The sequence below is a fragment of the Clostridia bacterium genome, from assembly GCA_026414765.1.
GTDB lineage: Bacteria > Bacillota > Clostridia > Acetivibrionales > DSM-27016 > SKW86.
Genome location: JAOAIJ010000041.1, coordinates 80,807 through 102,278, shown reverse-complemented (window position 1 = coordinate 102,278; position 21,472 = coordinate 80,807). Strand labels below are relative to the sequence as shown.

Here is a 21,472-nt window from a genome sequence, read left to right as displayed (position 1 = left end):
CTGTTTTTATGTATAATAAACTGATCTTTTAGTATGCCTGCACAATGGAAAACCCCGTTTATTGGCCCTAAGCTGCTCCTGATTTTATCAAAAGCTGCAGCCATCTCCGGGTAGCTGCTTACATCTGCTTTAAGATATATTACCTCTGCTCCATTCTGTGCCAGCTGCAGAATTTTTTGCTGATCCGGTTCAGAGCGGCCTAATAAAGCTAATTTGATTTTAGATTTTCTGGATATGTGGCAAGCCAGTAAAAATCCTAGGCCGCCCATTCCACCTGTAATTACGTAAACTCCGTTGTCCTTTATATACGACATTTCTTTCTTTACAGGCAGCAGTGTTTCCTGCAGTCCTTTTACAAACCTCTCCGGTGGATTTCCCCGGTACTGAATCTCTGCACACCCTGTATATTCAGAATCCGCTTCATTGATAAGGATTTGAGCGAGGGTGCTTACAGGGTATGCGTTTATTCCGGCAAAAGTGATTATCTGGCTCCTCATTCCGCTATTTTCCAAAAAGATAGTTTTAAACAACGCCCCTAATGCGTAAGCGTAACTCCCCGTACCATTTGAATCTGCAATAACCTGCACCAGCTGTTCGGAACCGGTGTTTTGATTTAATTGTTTTTGTATAAGCTCAAACAATTGCAGAAATTTGTCTTCAAAGCGGTCTGAAATACTTCCCTTGTCTGAATCCAGCCTGATAACATCTGCTGTAGTAAAACTGTTTTTGAGTGATGCGTAAAGTGAATCAGCAGTATCAAAAAGAACAATCAGGTGGTTATTTTTTCTGATTCCTGTTTTTTGCGGATAAATAACATCTTTTCTCTGCCACACAGGTTCATAAAAAAACAGTTTGTGCTTATTTGTCCTGCCGGAGCTATCAACGCATTGTGTACTCTCATCTTTTTGAAATTTAAAATCCAAAGCATCAGTATTGAAGTTTTCCAAAAGATACTCCGCCAAAACTTCAATAGTCGAATATTCAAACAAAAGTGTCGGATACAGCTCTTCCTTAAGTTCATTTTCCAGGGTTTTGACAAGCTTCAGCAGTTGGGTGGAATTCAGTCCTAAGTCGTAAAAACCTGCCTTTATACTGACATCACCCGGATTTATTTTTAGCATCTTTCCAATTTCTTTTTGCAGATAACCGATCAGAGCTTGCTTTGAACCTCTTTCACCTTCCTTGACACAGTTTACCGGGAAAGCGGGTGTGTATGCTCCCTGTTCTTCTTCCTGTATATCATTAGTTTTGTCCGTCAGATCAGTGATTGAATTTGCCTGTCTGACCCGTTTGTATACGAGCTTTTCAAACTCTACCATAACTTCACCGGACTCGTTGCATATAATGACATCAGTCGATAAAATATCCGGTTCCGCCGAGGAATCATTACTTTCCCGTCTACTTGAATAAACATATATTTTTTCCGGTAACTGCTGATAAATACAAAACCTTTTGATCATAAACGGAATAAAGGGTGTCTCTATTTTATGCGTTTCAAACTCCCTGCCATTTGCATAGAAGGCTAAGCCGGCAAAGGTTGATCCGTCCAGAAAAGCCGGATGAGCATAAAACCTGCTCCGATACTTTTCTGCCAATTCACTTAAGTGCAATTCCATTAATTCTTCATTATTACGCTGATATACAGTACCCAGTGTTTTCATAAATTCGTAATGACTTATGCCGTTTTGTCTTGCAGGGGCATATATACTGTCCATATCCAACTGATGATCTGCACTGTGTATCAGACCCGCTACATCTACTTTTTTTGAATAGTCAGAGTCCGGTTTTATATAAAGCATGCACTCCATGTTCTCATCCTGATCCGCTCCAACCGGGTTATCGTTTTTTTGCTTTTGACTGGTAATCTCCACCCTCCAGCAGGAATCCATCGCTTCAAATGAAACAAATACATCGGCATCAAATTCTTCTGATGTAACAACCGGTTTCTTGAATACAATATTCCTAAGCTCGATAGACTGGGTACCGACAGCAGCCTTTGACAATCTATAAACCATATCCAGCAGAGTAACACCGGGGAGAACACGAACGCCATGTACCCGATGGTCACGGACAATATAGTTGCTGTTTTTTATCTTTTGCAGAAACATCCTGCTTTGCTTCTCCTTATCGCTCATCTTCTCACCTCCACTATGTCAAAGATCTCATCAAATTCATCTATATTGCTGTCACCAGTTAAGTCTGGGTGCAACTTTTCAGGCCAATACCTTTTTCTGTTGAATACTGCTTTAGGACCTCTTGGGGTCAGGGATGCCTTGCATGAATCAGGTATTCCTTCATTGCTCAGAATGATATGTGCATTGTTTCCCCCTAACCCAAAAGCGCTGACCCCGGCCCGTAGTATATTATTATCACCCGTCCATCTGGTAACTTTCCCAGGCAGATAGAGAGGTGATTTATCAAAATTAAACCGGGGATTCGGCCTGTCACAGTATAACGTTGGAGGAATTTCTTCATGTGCTAAGGCCAACAGCACTTTAATAATACCGGCGGCTCCCGCAGCGCTTAGCAAATGACCTATATTGCCTTTGACGCTTCCTACACCGCAATACTGTTTTTTTGCAGAGTATTTGGACAAAACACTTGTTAAAGCTTTTAATTCAATTGGGTCTCCGATTAGTGTTCCCGTTCCGTGAGCCTCCACATAAGTGATGGTTTCCGGATTGATATTTGCATCGGCTATAGCTGCTTCAATAAGCTTTTGCTGAACTTCCGGGTTTGGTGTGGTGATGCCCATGGTATTTCCATCATTATTTATTGCTGTTCCTTCGATAACCCCATAGATTTTATTTTTATCTTCAAGAGCTCTTTTATAGGACTTCAAAACCAGCACGCCGCAGCCTTCACCGATACCGATTCCATTAGCTTCGTGATTAAAAGGTTTACAGCACCCGTCCGGAGACAGGATTTCTGCGGAGCTTAAAGCAAGAAACGGTGTTTCATCAAGTAAAATATCAACACCCCCGGCTAAAGCAATCTCCGATTCATTATTCCGGATGCTCTTTACCGCAAGGTGAATAGCGGTCAATGAACTCGAGCAGGCTGTATCGATAACCATATTCGGGCCTCTGAAATTGTAAATGTGGGATAAATGTGAGGCTATAAAATTTTGTCCGGTTCCCACAACTGCAATTTTCTCATCCTTGCCTATTTTACCTGCAAAAGATCCCACTCTGGAACCGGCAAAAACCCCTACCTGCTTACCCCATAAATCTTCCTTACTGTAGCCTGCATCAGCTAATGCCTCGCTGCTTACCTCCAGCCATTGTCTCTGAAGTGGGTCAATTTGAGGAGCTAAAGCTTCCGGTATTTTAAAGAATTTTGGGTCAAAATCTTCTATGCCGGATATAAAACCACCCCGGTTGGAAATACTTTTTCCTACTTTATAGCCTTGAGGCTCATAGTATTTTTCCCAATCCCAACGTGACTTTGGTACTTCGGTGATGCAATTCTTTGCTGATCTCAAATTTTCCCAATACTCACTGATATCCGCTGCCTGAGGAAAATGACAGGCTATTCCGATAACCGCAACCTTGCCATAGTCAGACTCCCTCGTTTCCCCCGGCATTTCTTCAGCTTTCATCCGGGTTAACGGTATCTGCATATCGAAAGTTTCCGGTGCCTTCCCCTCTTTTCTTAACGGAACATCAACTGAAGCTGTAAATGCTTCCGGGTAAGTTTTTGCAAAAAAACGGGCCAGTTCTCTGATAGTCGGAAATTCCAACAGGGCTGAGGGTTCTATCGCCTTATTATCCAGTTTTTGCTCCATTTTTCTGATAACCTGGGCTAACAGGATAGAATCCATACCGTATTCATGAAATGGCGTATCCAAATCCAAACTTGAAGGGTCAATGTGTAATTCCTGAGAAATCAGTAAAGCCAGCCATTTTTGCATTGCATTATCAGTAGATTCCTGATCGTTAAAGGAATCGGAGATACTGACCTGACAAGGTATATCAGCTCTTTTCGGGGAGATGTCAAAAGACTTTTCAAACTTGCCCTCTGTTATTCCCCGCCGTTCCCATAGCTCCTCAATTATCACAGCCGGTAAAACTGTAGGTCCAATCCTCCGGCTCAAGATATGGTCCAGCATGTGCAATCCCTCTGCATTGGTAAGACTCAGAAGTCCTGCCTGTTTATAAGGCTTGCTTTCAACGCCCTGCCCCATACCAGTCTCCTTCCATAGAGGCCACTGGATGCTTACAATATGGGGTTTACATTTTTTCTCCCCGGCAAAGTAATCCATATATGCGTTAGCCATTGCATAATCGCTCTGGCCCGCCGCCAGTGCCGGAATTACTGCTGATACGGACGAGAAGAGTGCAAAGAAATCAACAGGTTCCTCTTCCAGACAACTGTATAGTATATCCAGACCATCAACTTTTGGAGCCAGCACCTTTCTGATCCCATCAATGGGTTTGCGGATAAATGCCGGGTTCTCATTATCAATAATACCTGCACAGTGTATTACTCCACCGATTGGACCCATGGTCTTTTTTATGTCCTTTATGGATTGTTTTACAGCAGCTTCATCCGTTAAATCCAATGATAGTACCTGCACTTTGGCCCCAAGGGACTCAAGGGCTTTTATATCCCGGATTTTCCGGGCGGTTAATCCATGCTCGCAAATATATGAATCCCATTCCTGGCGGGGCGGAAGTTCTGTCTTCCCTGTCAGAACCAGTCGCCTGACTCCTTTGTGTTTTACAAAATATTCAGCACAGAGATAACCAACCCCACGGGTTCCGCCTGTTACAAGCAGCACATGGTTTTCAGGCATGGTATCAGTCCGGTTAATCCCTTGAACCTCTTCATTTTCGTGATATTCCTTAAGACACGCCTTATACCGTTTCCCCATACGGTAGCAAATTTCCGCTTCATCAGTATTTACCGACAGCTCATCTGTAATAAGTTTTGCCAGGTCCATATCGTCAATAGTGCTTTCCGCATCAATATGCCTTGATTGCAGCCTGGAATATTCCTTTGACAGCATGCGGTACAAACCTGTCCTTAACGCACCTGCCAAGTTGACATCTGTATTTTCAAAAGCTTCTAACCCCTTTGTTATGCATAAAAGCTTTAGACCGTTGCCATTTCTATGCTCTATCAGCTGCTGAAGCCATAAAATCCAGTCGTTGAATTCCAGTTCCTTATTTTTGCCGCAGCCTGTCAGGTCAATAACAGCGCCGCATTTGTCCCATTTTACATAAGTTTGGTTAAGCTGTAATCCAAGATCGCATACATCTAAAACACGGGCATCTGAAAAAAGCTTCGCAAGCCGGTCTGCCAAACCCCTGCTTTCCTGGGATGAAAGTATTATAATAGAACCGTCAAAATCATCCTTTTTTTCTGATATGCAGGGTTCCCACTGCTTTGTAAAATAACATATCTTCCGTTTTATGTCTGCAGCTGCAGATATGGCATTTGCAGCGGTTTTATTATCTCTTGACTGCAGCCAGTAGACTTTCCTTTCAAAAGGATAAGTAGGCAAACTGATCCGTTTTGGCTTAATCTCACCGTAGATACGGTTCCAGTCGAAGTTAATCCCCTTCACCCACAGTTCTGCCAGTTTGCTATACTTCCTGTCTGTAATCCAATAGTCTACAATTTTCACCAGTGCATCATCTCCTGCAAAAACCGACAGGGTCTCCTTGCTCTTTCTGGCATTATCATAGAATAAATCATCAATACAATCCCTATTTTCAATAAATCCTGCCAGTTTTCCGGCAAGTTCTGTTATTGAAACCGCTATTACAGCCAAACGTACCTCCATGGCTTCACGCCCCACCTGGAGGGTGTAGGCGATATCGGACAGTTGAGCATCTGAAAGCTGCTGCTCCCCTATAGCCGCCAGCAACCGCCGTACCTGTTCTTTTAGACGGTCCTCGTTCCTTGCCGACAGTACAATAACAGCTGGATTTTCCGGAGTAATCCTATGTAGAGACTGTCCGGAATCATGCGGGATATATTCTTCTATTACCAGGTGGGCATTTGCCCCTCCAGCGCCAAATGATGATATACCGGCAACTCTCGGATATTCCCTTTTTCCCTGGTTAGTATCAATTACCGGCCGCTTCCACTCGGTGAGTTCGTGTTGGAGTACAAACGGAGTTTTGGTGAAATTAATGTTAGGATTAAGCTCTCTTGCATGCAAGCTCGGCACCAGCTTCTGATGTTTCATTTGCAGTACGACTTTTATCAATCCGGCAATTCCTGCCGCAGCTTCAAGATGACCGATGTTTGATTTTACCGAACCGATGCTGCAATACCCCGTGTCATCTGTATCCTTGCGGAAAGCCTGGCTTAATCCGGTTATTTCTATGGGGTCTCCAAGTTCAGTACCTGTGCCGTGAGCTTCAATGTAACTGACTGTCCGGGCATTTACCCCTGATTTCTCCAATGCCCTTGATATCAGCTCAGCTTGTGCATTAGGATTGGGAACTGTATAGCCGTTGGTTTTACCCCCATGATTAATATTTGAACCTTTGATAACTGCATATATATGATCCCGGTCTTTTACTGCCTGAGACAGCCGCTTCAGTAATACGCAGCCTACCCCCTCACCCGGAACAAATCCGTCGCCGCCCTTTCCAAAACTCTTGCACGCTCCGCTGGCGGACAGCATCTGCGCCCCACAAAGTTTTATATAGCTTGAAGGATGAAGATACAGGTTTACACCCCCGGCAATGGCTAAATCGCATTCTCCCAGCAGAATATGCTCACAGGCTTCATGGATTGCAGTTAACGACGAGGAACACATGGTGTCAACCGGCATGCTTGGTCCCTTTAAATCCAGCAGGTAAGAAATACGGTTTGCCACAGAGCTGAATGAGGTATGAGGGAGCATATTTTCTCCCTGTTTGCATAAATCAGCGCCGTATAAATCAAAGCCCGTTTTGGTTATCCCTGCAAAGACTCCTACCCTGCCGTTATACTGTTTTGATAGTTGCTCCCTGGTATAGCCGGCATCCTCCAGCACTTCCCAGCAGGATTCAATGAATAACCGCTCTTGTGGGTCTATAATCTGTGTTTCACGAGGTGAAATATTGAAAAAGAGCGGGTCAAACTCCGCGAAACCTTCTACAAAGCCACCCCATTTGCTATAACTAAGGCCTTGAGCTACTGCTTCCTTAACATCAGGCTGGTAAAACCCTTCCATCGGCCAGCGTTTTGCCGGAATTTCCGTAATGCAGCTCCTGCCCCTTTGCAGGTTCTGCCAGTATTCCTGCATATTATTTGCCTGAGGGAAATGCCCGCTGACTCCCACTATAGCTATCGGTTCCCTGTCTGAACGACTATCGGATGTACCATATTTTTTCACTTGCTGCTTTCCGGTTCTTAGAGATTTCAGCACCGGAAGTCCGGTGTAAACCTGATTTTCTGCTGAAGCTGCTGCCTCAACTGCCGGAGCTTGTTTGTCCAGCCCGGTCCACTTCAGACAAGCTTCAGAAAACTCTGCTGAAAGATAAGCAGCCAGCTCGGCTAATGTCCGGTATTCATAAAACAAAGTCTTTGATAACTCTCCAAAGACACTCTCAAGCTTCTGATTGAGCCTGATGATCATAACGGAATCTATACCGTAGCTTTCCAATGGCTCATTGCTGTCTATCCTGCTGACGGGAAGCTTAATAATATCTCCCAGAATCACCTTCAGCTGCTGGACGGTCTTTTCGTTAACCCTGCCCAGTTCTGCAAAGGATAAGGATTTTTGAGCCTGGTACAGCTGCTCTTTAGCCTGGGCTCTGAAAAGCCGTTTTCTGATTTCTGACAAATAACCTTCCAGGATTATGACCTGAGACCTATCGGAAGACAATGCTTCATAGAAAGCCTGGATACCTGTTGCAGTCCGCATTGGAATTATTCCGCTCTGCAGCATTACCTTTTGGTTTTCCTTGTCAACCTTCATTCCCCCGGCTTTCCAAAGCGGCCAGTTAACGGACAATGTACGGCCATAACGCTGCTTCAGCGCCACCAGATTATTACGGTACCTTGCGTAACTATCCATAAAAGCGTTAGCTGTGGAATAGTCTGCCTGGCCGGGATTACCCATTGCTGCGGCTCCTGAGGAAAAGAGAACGAACAGATCCATATTATGATCCTTAGTGGCCTCATCCAGATTAACAAGACCGGCAACCTTGGGCATCAGGACTTCCAAAAACTCCTCCCTTGCCTTTTTGATAATGAAGTTATCCTTGATTATACCTGCACTATGTACGACGCCGTTAAGATACCCGAACTCTTCTCGTATGCTCCTGATTAAGCTATCAACTTCCTCACGGTCTGTAACATCCACTTGCTTGTAGATTACCCGGGCACCCCTGGCAGTCAATGCTTTTATACGGACCTGCTTTGCATCGCTAAGCTGCGAGCGGCCTGTAAGAACCAAAGTTACTTCCTTGGCCTTTTCAGCAATTTCTTCCGCAAATATCAGCCCCAAGCCACCTGCACCACCGGTTATCAGATATATACCCCCATCTTTCCAAGGTAAATATGCCTCTTCCCGGGAAGTTTCGATTTCACTCCACCCTGCAACCTTCCGTTTGCCCTGATGATACCGTATATGATCCTCCATCGGATACAAACTGTTCTCTTTAAGCTTGGCTATAGTTTCTCCGGCAGCTTCTCCCGGTTCAATTTCTATCAACTGTCCGACAATTTTGGGATTTTCAAGCTGTGCTGTTTTGAGCAAGCCTGATAGACCATAAAAGACTTGTGACTGTTCTGATGAAGAAATCACTATCTGTATTAGCACTTTACCTACAGGTTTTCCTTTAAGAATATTTTGTATCTCCTCAAACACTTTGACAGCACAGGCCTGGAATATTCGGTGCGGTTCGTGCTGCACAGTCTGTATTCGTATACACCTGCTTACTGCTGCCAAACCCTTGATTTCAATTTCACTGGCCTGGTCGCATAGAATAACCAGATGCTGTTCATATTCCTGAGGCGTCCCTACTTTTGCAGTACTTTCTTTCCAGTCAGGCTCCAGCATTAGTGTTCCAATTCCTGTAGAATCTTCTGAAGGAGCTTCCGCCAATATGGTTTCGCTTTCCAATGGTGTTAATGAGCATCCTTTTATCCGTATACAGGGGTTTCCAACTTCATCAAAAATATCAATATCCAACCGCTGCTTGGCTGTTTTGCCTGCTTCACCAGTCCTGAGCAATGCCCACATCGATGATGAGCATAGACCCATTACTTCAATTTCCTCCAATTCAAAGGAAAATGCCGGGTTAAGTCTGGAAGAGATTGGTTCTCCGGAACCTATGGCAAAACCAATAGACGCTTGTAGCGCTGCATCTATTATGCAGGGATGAATAACAAGCCGGTTTCCGGGCAGAGAAAGAGACTCAGACAGGGATAACTTAGCCAGGAGCTGGCTCCCGCCGACATGTATCTCTTTTATAGCCCTGTAACACTCGCCATACTCACTTCCCAGCCCCGACAAGACCTCATATATTTCTGCAGACCCTAGTGTTTTAGAGCTGTAATCTGCCCGGATAGCTTTAATGTCCAAAGGTAAAAAATCTTCAATCTGAGTCAGTAATGCATTGCCCTGGCTATATATTACTGGTTCACGGTTATCCGTCCCTTCAACGTATATTTCATAGGCTATCTCTCCATCATTTCCCGGATAAAGCCCAATATGTATATCTGCCGGTTGCTGCCCGAGTATGACAGGTTGTGAGCAAACCACGTTTTTCAAGGTAATACCCCTCTTTGCTTCTTCCAGCCTTCCTGTCAACTGTTCCAGTGCTGCCCTGGCCATTTCCAGATAAGCAACCGCAGACAAAACCTTCCGTCCTTTCAAGCTATAATCCTTTAAGAAAAACTCTTCTCCTGTAAAAGTTGAACTGAAACGGTATTCCAGCAGGTCAGAGGTATTTTTATGCAGCAAAGGGTGCAGTACTGTTATTGCAGAATCTTCTCTTAGAATACCGGAATTGTTTTTTAGCTCAGGTACCCAGTAACGTTCTCTGGCAAAGGGGTATGTCGGCATACTGATACGGTTGGGCTTTATGCTGCCGTAAATCTGGTTCCAGTCAAAAGACAACCCTTTGACCCATAAATCAAGGAGCTTTGCATATTTACGGTTCTGAATCCATTTTCTCAGGGCTTCCTGCAGCTCTTCATCCATAGCAAATACATTCAAAGCCTCTTTATTGCGCTTGACCTGCCCACGATACAGGTCATCTATACCATCCTGGCCCTCTGAAAACCTCTTGAGCTTTTCTTCAAGTTCATTAACCGATTCCACGACTAAACCCAGGCGTTCTTCCATAGCTTCCCGCCCTACCTGAAGAGTGTAAGCAAAATCTGCAAGTCTGTCATCAGGCAGTCTTTTCTTCCTGATCATTTCCAGCAACTGCTTCACCTGATCTTGAAGCCTCTCTTCATTTTTTGCCGATATCACAATAATAGCAGGGTTTTGGGCGCTGATGACAACATGGGAACGTTCTGAGTCCCATGAATCATATTCTTCGATTATTACGTGGGCATTTGCCCCTCCTGCACCAAAGGATGAAATACCGGCAATTCGCGGATATTCCTTTGTTTCACCGTTTATTTCAACAAGTGGGCGTTTCCATTCAGCCAATTTCTGTTGAACAACAAAAGGTGTGTTGATGAAATCTATGTTTGGATTTAGTACCTTGGAATGTAAGGAAGGTACTAATTGCTTGTGTTTGAACTGCAATAACACTTTGGTTATGCCGGCAATTCCGGCTGCACTCTCACAATGCCCGATATTGGATTTTGCTGATCCAATCGCACAAAACCCTTTGTCGCCAGTGTGTTCATTAAAGGCTTTAGCCAAACCGGCAATTTCTATTGGATCACCCAGTGAAGTTCCTGTCCCGTGAGCTTCAATATAGCTGACAGTTCTTGGATGAATCCCTGCTTCCCTTAAGGCACTGCCGATCACTTCACTTTGAGCTTTGGGATTGGGAACAGTATAACCATTGGTCTTTCCACCATGGTTTATAGCAGTCCCCTTGATAACACCATAAATCTGATCTCCGTCAGCAACAGCCTTTTTTAGCGGCTTGAGCAAAACTGCCCCGATACCTTCCCCTGGTACATAACCGTCGCCACCCTGACCAAAGCTTTGACACCGTCCCCTGCTTGACGCAAAATTCCCCTGTGACAGCATAAAGAATTTATTGGGATGAACCGAGACATTAACGCCACCTGCTACAACAAGCTCGCATTCCCCCCGTTGTAGACTCTTACAGGCTAGATGGATTGCAGTCAGAGAGGAGGAACACATAGTATCCACTGCCATACTGGGTCCATGGAAATTGAAAAAATACGATACACGGTTGGCAATGGATGCCGGACTTCCGGCTAAGGTTATGTGCCTGCCCCGAAGCTGCTCCTGGGCTCCATAAAGCTGGTATTCCTCATACCAGACCCCTACATAAACACCGACATTACCCTCTAATCCAAAACCATTTTGTGTGCTGTTGGATTCACGTACATATCCTGCGTCCTCCAGAGTCTCATAGACACATTGCATGAATAAGCGCTCCTGTGGGTCCATTATTTCTGCTTCCCTGGGAGATATGTTGAAAAACAGGGGATCAAACTCATCTACACCGTCTAAAAAGCCTCCCCACTTGCTGTAGATTTTGCCGGATTTGTTTCTGTCTTCGTCATAATACAAATCACAATCCCAGCGGTCTATAGGAATTTCTGTAATACAGTCTTTACCACCCTGCAAATTTTCCCAGAATTCGTGTATGTTTCTCGCTTTCGGATATCGTCCGGCAACCCCTATAATTGCGATTTCCGTATTATCAGTGCTATTTTCTTTAAGCGATTCCGTTTGTTTTGCAGCAAACCTGGAACGCCTGCGGCTTTTTATGGCAGAGATTTCATGTTCTTTCACCACTGCAAGTGCCTGAGGCTTCTCATCAGCTGCATTTGCTTTTTCTTCAAGCCCCAGCAGCTGTATAAGACGATCCTTATAAGAATCGACGAAATATAGAGTTAACTCATATATATTCTGATATTCAAAAAACAGTGTTTTAGGTAATGAGCCGAATATTTCTTCCAATTGATTAGTAATCTGCATAATCATAATAGAATCAATACCATAGTCCTCCATCGGATCATCTGCCTCAATCCGGTTGAGCGGTATTCCGGTAGTAGATGAAAGCATCTTTTTAAAATAATTGACTGCCTTTTCCTGAAGGAAATCCTGCTTAACAGCTGATTCCGTTTTTTCTTTAGCCTTTTCAGCAGGTTTCTTTACAGTTTCCATTCCCGTCAGTTGCCCCATGATTATCTGGCGAAGCCTTCCCAAATTTCCTTCTGCCACCATCACCTGGTTATTGCCTGAAGCTAAGGCTTGGTACAAAGCATTGATTCCTTTTTCCGCAGGCATGGGTACAATACCCATACTAAGCCAGTTTTTCTCGGTTTCTTCATCGACCCGCATACCTCCGTCTTTCCACAGGGGCCAATTAATGGATAAGGTTTGCCCTTGCCGCAGTTTTAGCCCAGTCAGGGTACTGCGGTATCTGGCATAGTTATCCATAAATGCATTTGCGGAAGCATAATCAGCTTGTCCAGGGTTACCCATAATTCCTGCCCCGGCAGAAAATATTATGAAAAAGTCAAGATCTATATCCTGGCTTGCCTGATCCAGATTCACAAGTCCTGCAACTTTGGGATTCATTACTTCCCTAAGTTCCTCCCTGGATTTTCTGATAATAAAATTATCACGTATTACGCCGGCGCTGTGAATAATTCCGTTCAGATTTCCGAATTCAGCCTTGATTCCCTGAATCAATCCGACTACGGCCTGCATATCGGCTACATCAACCGCCCTGTAAACAACCCTGGCCCCCTTGATCTCAAGCTCCTTAAGCTTAGCCTGCTTATTCCTGTCAAGCTCAGATCGTCCAACCAGAATTACGGTCAGATCCTTTATCTGTCTGACCATCTCTTCAGCAAAAATTAATCCAAGGCCGCCAGCGCCTCCGGTAATCAAATAGACTCCCTGCTCTTTCCACGGGAGCTTCCTTATTTCCTTATTATTTGCCAGCTCACTCCAGCCGGCGACATAGCGCACACTATCCTGATAGCGAATGTGGCTTTCGGTGGGAATACGGCTGTTTTCCCACAATATTCCGATAATTTTTTCTGAAGCCTCATCCGGGTTTATTTCAATCAGCTGTCCTATCAGCTTTGGATTCTCTAAATGGGCAGTTTTCAACAACCCGTTCAGGCCTGAAAAAATCTGCTGTTTATCTTCTGCAGAAACGACAATTTGAACCAGTATCTGCCCAACCGGCTTACTTTTCAGAATTGTTTTAATTTCATCAAATACCCGGGCAGCATATGTCTGAAACTGCACATCCATATCCTCCGATTCAGCTTCTAAGAGAATACAATGTACTCCTGTCATGCCGGCTTTGATATTATCCTGAGCCATAGCCAAGGCTTTGCAAATCATCACGATATGTTTTTCATAGTCAGGAGCATGTACTTCTCCGCTTATGGGTTGTACTTTCCAGCAAGGACTCATCATCAGGGTACCTGCGGACGTCTCCGCTGAACCGGCTCCTCCCTCAAGCACACGGGTTGAAAATCCTTTCATCCGTACACAAACTCTACCCTCATCATCGCATAAATCAATATCCAGCTTCCGCACCTTATCTCCTGCTGAACTGCTTTCGCTGGATTTAATCAGGGCCCACATACTGGCCGTGCTACCTCCGAATATTTCAACCTCCTGCAGTGCAAAGGGCAAATACGGTTTGGTAAAGGCAATATTTCCGGACAACAGATCCCCCGTATCCATCATCAAGCCCAGTGTTGCCTGTAAAGCTGAATCCATCAGACTGGGATGCAGGACAAATAATTCACTGGTCCCGGCCACTGAGGACGGCAGAGACAACTTTGCCAATAACTGTCCCTGTCCCATATAAAGCTGTTCAATACCCTGGTGCCCGGGACCATAATCAAAGCCCATAGCTTCAAATACCTTGTAGCATTGGCTGGCAGGTACAGTATTCAGATTGCAGCAAGCTTTTATGGCATTCAGATCAAGTCTTGCCTCTTCTGTATTGGGAGTAATAACCGCAGTACCCTGACTGTGTACTAAAGGCTCAGTGTTGTCTCCTCCCTGCTGGCTATAAATCTCATAACTGATGTCACCGTTATCATCAGGAAATAATCCGATATGTACATTTGCCGGCTGCTCACCTACTATGACAGGCCGTGCCCAAACTACATTTTTCAGCCTGACTGAAATTCTGTTGCCTGCTGAAGTCCCGGCAGCCTGACTTACAGCAGCCCGGGCCATCTCCAGATAAGCAACCCCCGGCAGTATCCTTTGACCGTTAACCCTATGGTTTGCCAGGAAAAACTCCTCACCGTTAAAGGTTGAGCTGAAACGCTGTTCTGAAAGATCAGACGTGTTTTGGTGCAGCAAAGGATGGATAGCTGCTGCCTTCCGGGTTTCTTCCATAACCCGGGCAGACCTGTTATCACTTGCAGACACCCAATAGCTCTCAACCGCAAACGGATATGTAGGTAAAGAAATTCTCGAATACTGATTTTCGGCAAATAACTGCCTGAATTCCAGATTATATCCTTGAGCATATAACTCGGCAACTGTAGACAACTGTTCCAAATATTCATTAGTGTTACTTGTTTCCCGGCATTTTTGAAGCAATTGATTGCCATATTGCTTCAGGGTAAGTTGCTCCCTATGCTCCTTCTCGTGAAATTCTGAAGAATAGACTTGAGATACTTTGCCCTTTTCCAGCCATTTTTTCAGGAATTTCACAAGTTCCTGCGTGTTACGCACAACACAAGCCAAACGGTGGTTCATGTGTTTCCTACCCTGCAGCAGTGTAAAGCTCATATTCCCGCAATCAACGGAAGGCCGCTGACTGCAATAACCGGCTAATTTCTCCGCCTGCTGCTGCAGTTGTTTTAAGGAATTAGCAGATAATGCAATCAAATAACCTGGTTTTTCCGGATGTGTCCGTTTTACTTCCGGAGCCTCTTCTATAGCCAAATGAGCATTAGTTCCGCTATATCCGAAAGAGCTGATTACAGCACAGCGCTTTGTTTGATTCGGACTTCCTTCGCTTTCAACCTCCCAGTCTCTGAGAGTTGTATTAACATAAAAAGGGCTATCGCTAAAATTGATATTAGAGTTCCCTGAGTGAAAATTAATTGAGGGCGGAATTTTTTTGTAGTAAAGAGACAGCAGAATTTTTATTAGTCCCCCAACCCCAGCCGCAGCTGATGAATGCCCGATATTTGTCTTGATTGATCCAAGGGCACAGTATTGTTTTTTATCTGTATAGTTCCGGAATGCACGAGTCAGGGCATCAAATTCAATTGGATCTCCTAACTTGGTACCTGTCCCGTGAGCTTCAACCATCTGGATTCCTGCCGGGTTTATGCCAAAGGTATCGTACACATAGCGCTCCAAACGTTCCTGTGAATTGGCACTGGGTGCTGTAATTCCATTGGTCTTTCCATCCTGGTTGATTCCAGAACCCCGGATCACTCCGTAAATATGATCGCCATCAGCAATGGCATCTTTAAGCCTCTTCAGTACAACGGCACCAACGCCTTCGCCGGGAACAAACCCGTCAGCCCTGTCATCAAAGGTATAGCATCTTCCTGACGGGGATAGCATTGAAGCCCGGTTAGCATATATGTAGAAACCTGGAGTACTTAGAATAAATACACCTCCGGCTAGAGCCATCTCTGTTTCGTTAGTCCACAGCCCCTGACAGGCAAGATGAATGGCAACTAATGAACTGGAACAAGCTGTATCGACTGCTACGGTAGGTCCGTGCAGATCCAGGTAATATGCGATACGCGCAGGAACTATGTTGCCTGAGTTACCCCACATAGCCTGAGGTGGCGGATTAGGATTATCAGCAAACAACTGCTGGTAATCTCCACCGTTGTACCCCACATAAACGCCGCACTGCTTTCCACCTAATTCTGACCCTGCATAGCCTGCATCTTCCAGAGCTTTCCATGATTCTTCCAGAAAAAATCTTTGCTGCGGATCCATATAAGTAGCTTCAATCCCTGAAATATTGAAAAAGAGCGGATCAAATTTATCGATATCATCCAGTAATCCGCCATGATTACAGTATGACTGTCCTTCCGGATGATATTTCCCAAGCTCCCACCTGGTAATTTCCCCTACCAGGTCAGTACCGTTTTCAAGGCAATCCCATAATTCCTCCAACGATTTGGCTTTGGCATACCGCCCACTCATTCCGATAATTGCTATTGGCTCTTTTGATATTTGTTGGCTTCCACTTCCTGTCTCTGCCTTGATACCTAGAATCTCAAGAGATTCTTCCTGACTATCGGTATCCTGTTCTTCATCCACTTCAGTCTGGTTGGTATTAAGTCCGTAGATCCCTGCAATTGCTTCTTTGTTCCCGGACAAAATATATGCTGCCAGCTGATTTACAGAGCTATAGTCAAACAGGGTCGTAACCTTCAAATCGATTTCCAGCGCCTGATTAATGATGAATACTAAATTGACACCGGTTATAGAATCCAGGCCATAATCCGCAAATGGTTCGTCCACGCCGATTTCGTCAATATCAATCTTTAAAGATTCCGAAATCTTTTCTTTTATCAATTCCTTAACAAAATCCTCCAGAACTAGATCGTTGGCGGCATTACCTTTATTAGGCGACACCGGCCGGCTCGTTTCAGGACCAGCTTTTTTTGAAGCATTGCCGGGTGAGCTTGACTGGTTTCCTTGCAGGCTCTTTTTCTCCTTAGCTGTACTCACATCCGTTTTTATTTTTTGCTGCTGTCTTATAACACCATCACTTTCGGCTATTATGATCTGCTGCCCGAATTCATGGGCTTCTCTGACCGGGAAGAGTACGGAATTAAACCCTTCTGTTTCCAAAACACTTTTCCAGGTCTCCGGATACAATCCGGGACAGCCCGGAATGCGGAGGGCTGAATCTTCATACATCCACCATCCTTCCAGCAGCCCGAATGTCAGGTGAAAAAACATAGTATTATGTGACATCTCATTTAGCATTATCAACCCGTTTTTCTGTAAAGCAGCTTTTGCATTACGCAAAGTTGTACGTATATTTTTGGTTGCATGCAATACATTGGTAGCAATTGCAATATCGTATCCCCCGGCATTGACACCTTGCCCGGCAACCGGAGCTTCAGCATTAAAAATCCGGTAGGTCAGATAGGGATTCTCAGGTCCGTATTCTTTTTCTGCAAAAAGCAAAAAAGCTTTTGATATGTCTGTATAGCAATATTCCTGAATATGTTGCTGATAAGGCTTTAGTTTTTGAAACACCATTTTGCTGCTTCCGCCTGTACCTGCTCCAATCTCTAAAATTCTGACTTTAGCGGATGTATCCTGCTTAAGGCGTTCGTGTATATATGCAACCACAGAGTCTGCCAGTACTTCATTGAAGTAATCAGCAAGCATATTGTTTTTGTAAACTCCTTCTATCAGTTCCATAGAGGAATTGGGAAACATTATCTCTGTCGCGAGGGTTTTTCCGGTGAGTATTTCCGGTAATGCTCTAAGTGTTGTATCAACTAAAACCACCAATGACTTCATGTTTGAATTTTCCATCCATATACTTTTTTTCTGATTCCACTCTTCCCATAAATCATTCATATCTGATGGAATTACATTGGTTACCGCAAATAAGCGTTCCTTATGCTGGAGATATTTATTCCGCTCCAAAGCAGCAATACTCTCTTCCATCCATCGGTCATACAGCCCGGATAGACCAGTTTTGTTCTTATAATCACCTATTATTGAATTATCTGGTGCAAACATTCCAATGGACTGCAATTGACCCAAAAGCAGTTTGCAGAGAAGCCCCTCCATCTCCTTAAGATGAAGGCTTACTTCCGATTTCAAGTGATTAATCCGTAAAAACTGCTCAGGCAAATAGCTCTCTATATTTTGAATACCTGAATGCAGGTTTTCAGAGTAGACAGCGACCACTTCCTGAGGATTTATTTCTTCCATTTCCAGAGGTTTAGTAGTTTTCATCAGAGCAAGCTGATCCATCGGCCCGGCAAGTAGTGTCTCCAGAGCCTCCATCGCTTCCGGGGGTTCAATAGAGCCAATACCAGCCAATGCCATCCGGTCCTGATAATCCTTCGACGCAACAATACCGACACTGCCCCAGTATCCCCAGTCCATAACCTTTACTTTACAAGGCCATTCCCTTGAAAGCTGCTGGGCATAAGCGTCTTTAAAGGTGCAGCCGGAAGCATAGTTGCTCTGTCCGGGAAATTTTGAAAAAGCAATCATGGAAGAGAAAAACATTACAAAATCCAGGGGTTCTTTCTGAAACACCTGTGCCATACGTACACTCACATCGATCTTTGCAGAAAGCCCCGTTTTGAAACGCTCCTCATCCATATTGGCCAGACTTTGGTCGAGCAGCACAATGGCTGAATGAATGACTCCATTAATATTTGTATATTTCTGCTTAATTTTTTCATAAGCTTTACGCAACATTTTTTCATCAGTTGCATCCGCTGAAATGTATTCGGGCACAGGCCCCATAGTTGCAAGCCTGTCCAATTTTGCCTGAATTGCTTCGCTTGTTTGGCGTCTGCCAATCCAGATGATTTGAGCTTTGAAGCTGCGGATCATGTATTCACTCCACACTTCCCCAATGCCTCCTGCGCCGCCAATAACTACATAAACTCCGCCGGTCCGGTATAGTTGCGGTTCCGGCAATGAAGGACGATTAAAAGGAACCAGCTGCTGCCGGTACCACTCTCCGTCTCTGTATGCTAAAATATTCCCTTGAGGATCCGGAGGTAAAGAAAAAACTTCTGTTGTAAGCCTGGAGGTATCAGCAAACGAATCTTCCTCCATATCAACCAACCGTACCTTCCAGTTGCGGTATTCCTTGGCCATAGAACCGATCAGCCCATGAAGTGAAGCATGAGTGGGGTTTGCTTTTTCATGCTTTCTGACAGTTTGAGTCTGAACAGTTATTATAGTCCACCCCAGGTTCCTGGTTCCATAACCCAACTGAAGCAAAGCTTTAATCATTCGGAAAATCTGAAGGACACCTTGATTCTGCCCTTCGATCAGCCCATCCTCCACCAGGGACGTCAAGGAGTTATCAGGGGCAATCCATATAATATGATCTATGTATTCATAAGTTTTCAGTTTTTCTGCTATCGCATCAATATTATCAACGGGCTGAATATCCGGCATATGGGCATTTGGATACTTCTTCCGGATACTGCTTCTTTTATCGTCGGCCCCTCCTATAATTAAAATCTGCTCAGCAGAGGATGGATACTCTTGTACCCTCTGTACATTAAAAGCATCCCAAACGGGAACCAGCATGACCGTTCCGACCATCGACTCACCGGAAGTTTCAGGAGATACCCTGCTGCTGAAAGTGTCCGGGGATTTTATCACAGCTGCGGAGGAGTTCGGTTCAATCTTCGGCACCCAATAAGATTTACCCGCAAACGGATAAGTCGGTAGACTCATTCGTCGCGGTTTGCTTTCATCATAGAGCAAATTCCAGTCAACAGGCTGTCCTTTAATCCATAAGTCCAAGAGTTCATTATATCTTTTATCATAAATCAATTTAGAAACCGTTGAATCTGCATCTGTCGTTAAGGGAAACAAGGCTTCCTGGCGATTTTGAGCCTGTCCATGATATAGACCGGCAAGATTTTTTTGACCTTTCAAAAATGCCTGCAACTTTTCAGCCAGTTCTCCCAAGGAGCTTACTACTACAGCCAGCCGTTCTCCAAGTGCCTCACGTCCTACCTGAAGTGTATAGGCCATTTGCTTTAACTCATCTTCAACAATTCTTTTATCAAGAATAGCGTCTAATAATTGTTTTACCTGTGCTACGAGTCCTTCCTGGTTCCGTGCCGACAGCAGGATAATCGCCGGATGTTCGGGGTTTTGGACTTTATGAGTAGATTCACGGTGCTCAGGAATATATTCTTCTATCACCAGATGGACATTTACTCCTCCTGCCCCGAAGGATGAAAGGCCTGCCCGTTTTGGATATTCTTTTGTTTGTCCGTTTATTTCTATTTTCGGCCTTTTCCATTCGGCAAGCTCCTGCTGAACGAAAAAGGGTGAATCATCAAAGTCTATCTCAGGGTTAAGAACCCTGGAATGCAAGGAAGGGACCAATTTTCTGTATTTGAGCTGCAGCAGTACTTTCGTCAGGCCAGCAATCCCCGCTGCGCTTTCACAGTGCCCGATATTGGATTTCACCGATCCTATGGAGCAAAAACCCTTATCCCGGGTATACTCCCGGAAAGCTTTATTCAAACCGGCAATTTCAATGGGATCACCCAGGGAAGTACCTGTCCCGTGAGCCTCGATATAGCTGATAGTTCTGGGATCTATACCGGCCTTCTCCAATGCCTCAGTTATTACTTCCGCCTGGGCATTGGGGTTGGGAACTGAAAACCCGTTGGTTTTCCCTCCATGGTTGGCAGCAGATGCTTTGATGACACCGTAAATATGATCTCCATCTGTAATAGCCCGGGACAGGGGCTTGAGAAGCACGGCCCCTACACCCTCACCTGGGACATAGCCGTTTCCTCCCTCGCCAAAGCTTACACACCTTCCATCACTGGAAGCAAACTGATGCTTTGACAGCAGTAAATATTTGTTGGGATGAAGAGTAAGATTTACGCCCCCGGCAATCGCTATGCTGTTTGTACCCTGTAGCAAACTGTCACAAGCCAGATGGATTGCCATAAGAGACGAAGAGCATGCTGTATCGACAGTGAGGCTGTAACCTTTGAAATCAAAGAAGTAGGAGACTCTGTTGGCAATACTGCAGGCGTTTGTGGATACAACAGTTTTGTAACAGTCATCGACACTGCTGGAATAAAGCTGGTATTCCTGCCATGTAGCACCAACAAAAACACCTATTTTGTTATTCTCTCCATTGTCCTTTTGAGTACTTAATGTGGATTTGTTATACCCGGCATCCTCCAATACTTCCCAAACCACCTTCAGAAATAAACGCTCCTGCGGGTCCATCAGTTCAGCTTCACTGGGAGCAACATTAAAAAATAACGGATCGAATTTATCTACATCCTCTATGAATCCACCCCATTTACTGTAGCTTTTCCCCAGTGCGGCTGCAGATTGCCTGTCCGGAAGGAAATAATCCTGCCACCGCCAGCGGTTGGATGGTATTTCTGAGATGCAGTCTTTGCCGCCGGTTAAGTTTTTCCAGAAATCATAGATATTTCTGGCTTGAGGATAACAGCCCGCCAAACCAATAATTGCAATATCAGCGGGACGATTTATCTGTGCTCCTGTACCTTCATTCATATTTTTGATCTCATAGCATAGGTCTACCCCGACTTCTTTTGACAGGGATCCCGTTTTTATTTTTTTCAATATAGAACTTATAATAGCTTCCTTCAACTTTATCACCCTCAT

General features: G+C 44.6%; 2 protein-coding genes (1 of these 2 only partly in view). Both read right to left on the bottom strand.

Annotated features, from left to right (window positions below; genetic code table 11):
* On the bottom strand, positions 1–2,135 hold the 5' portion of the coding sequence (locus N3I35_15280) for an SDR family NAD(P)-dependent oxidoreductase (protein MCX8131441.1). Its footprint begins 5,782 nt before the window's first position; 2,135 of the gene's 7,917 nt are visible here — the first part of the coding sequence; its start codon is at positions 2,133–2,135; the stop codon falls past the left edge of the window.
* The gene (locus N3I35_15275) at positions 2,132–21,457 is read right to left on the bottom strand and encodes an SDR family NAD(P)-dependent oxidoreductase (GenBank protein ID MCX8131440.1); all 19,326 of its coding nucleotides are present in this window, start codon (positions 21,455–21,457) and stop codon (positions 2,132–2,134) included. Before N3I35_15275 ends, N3I35_15280 begins: the two co-directional genes overlap by 4 nt.
* Positions 21,458–21,472: the final 15 nt, after the last annotated feature.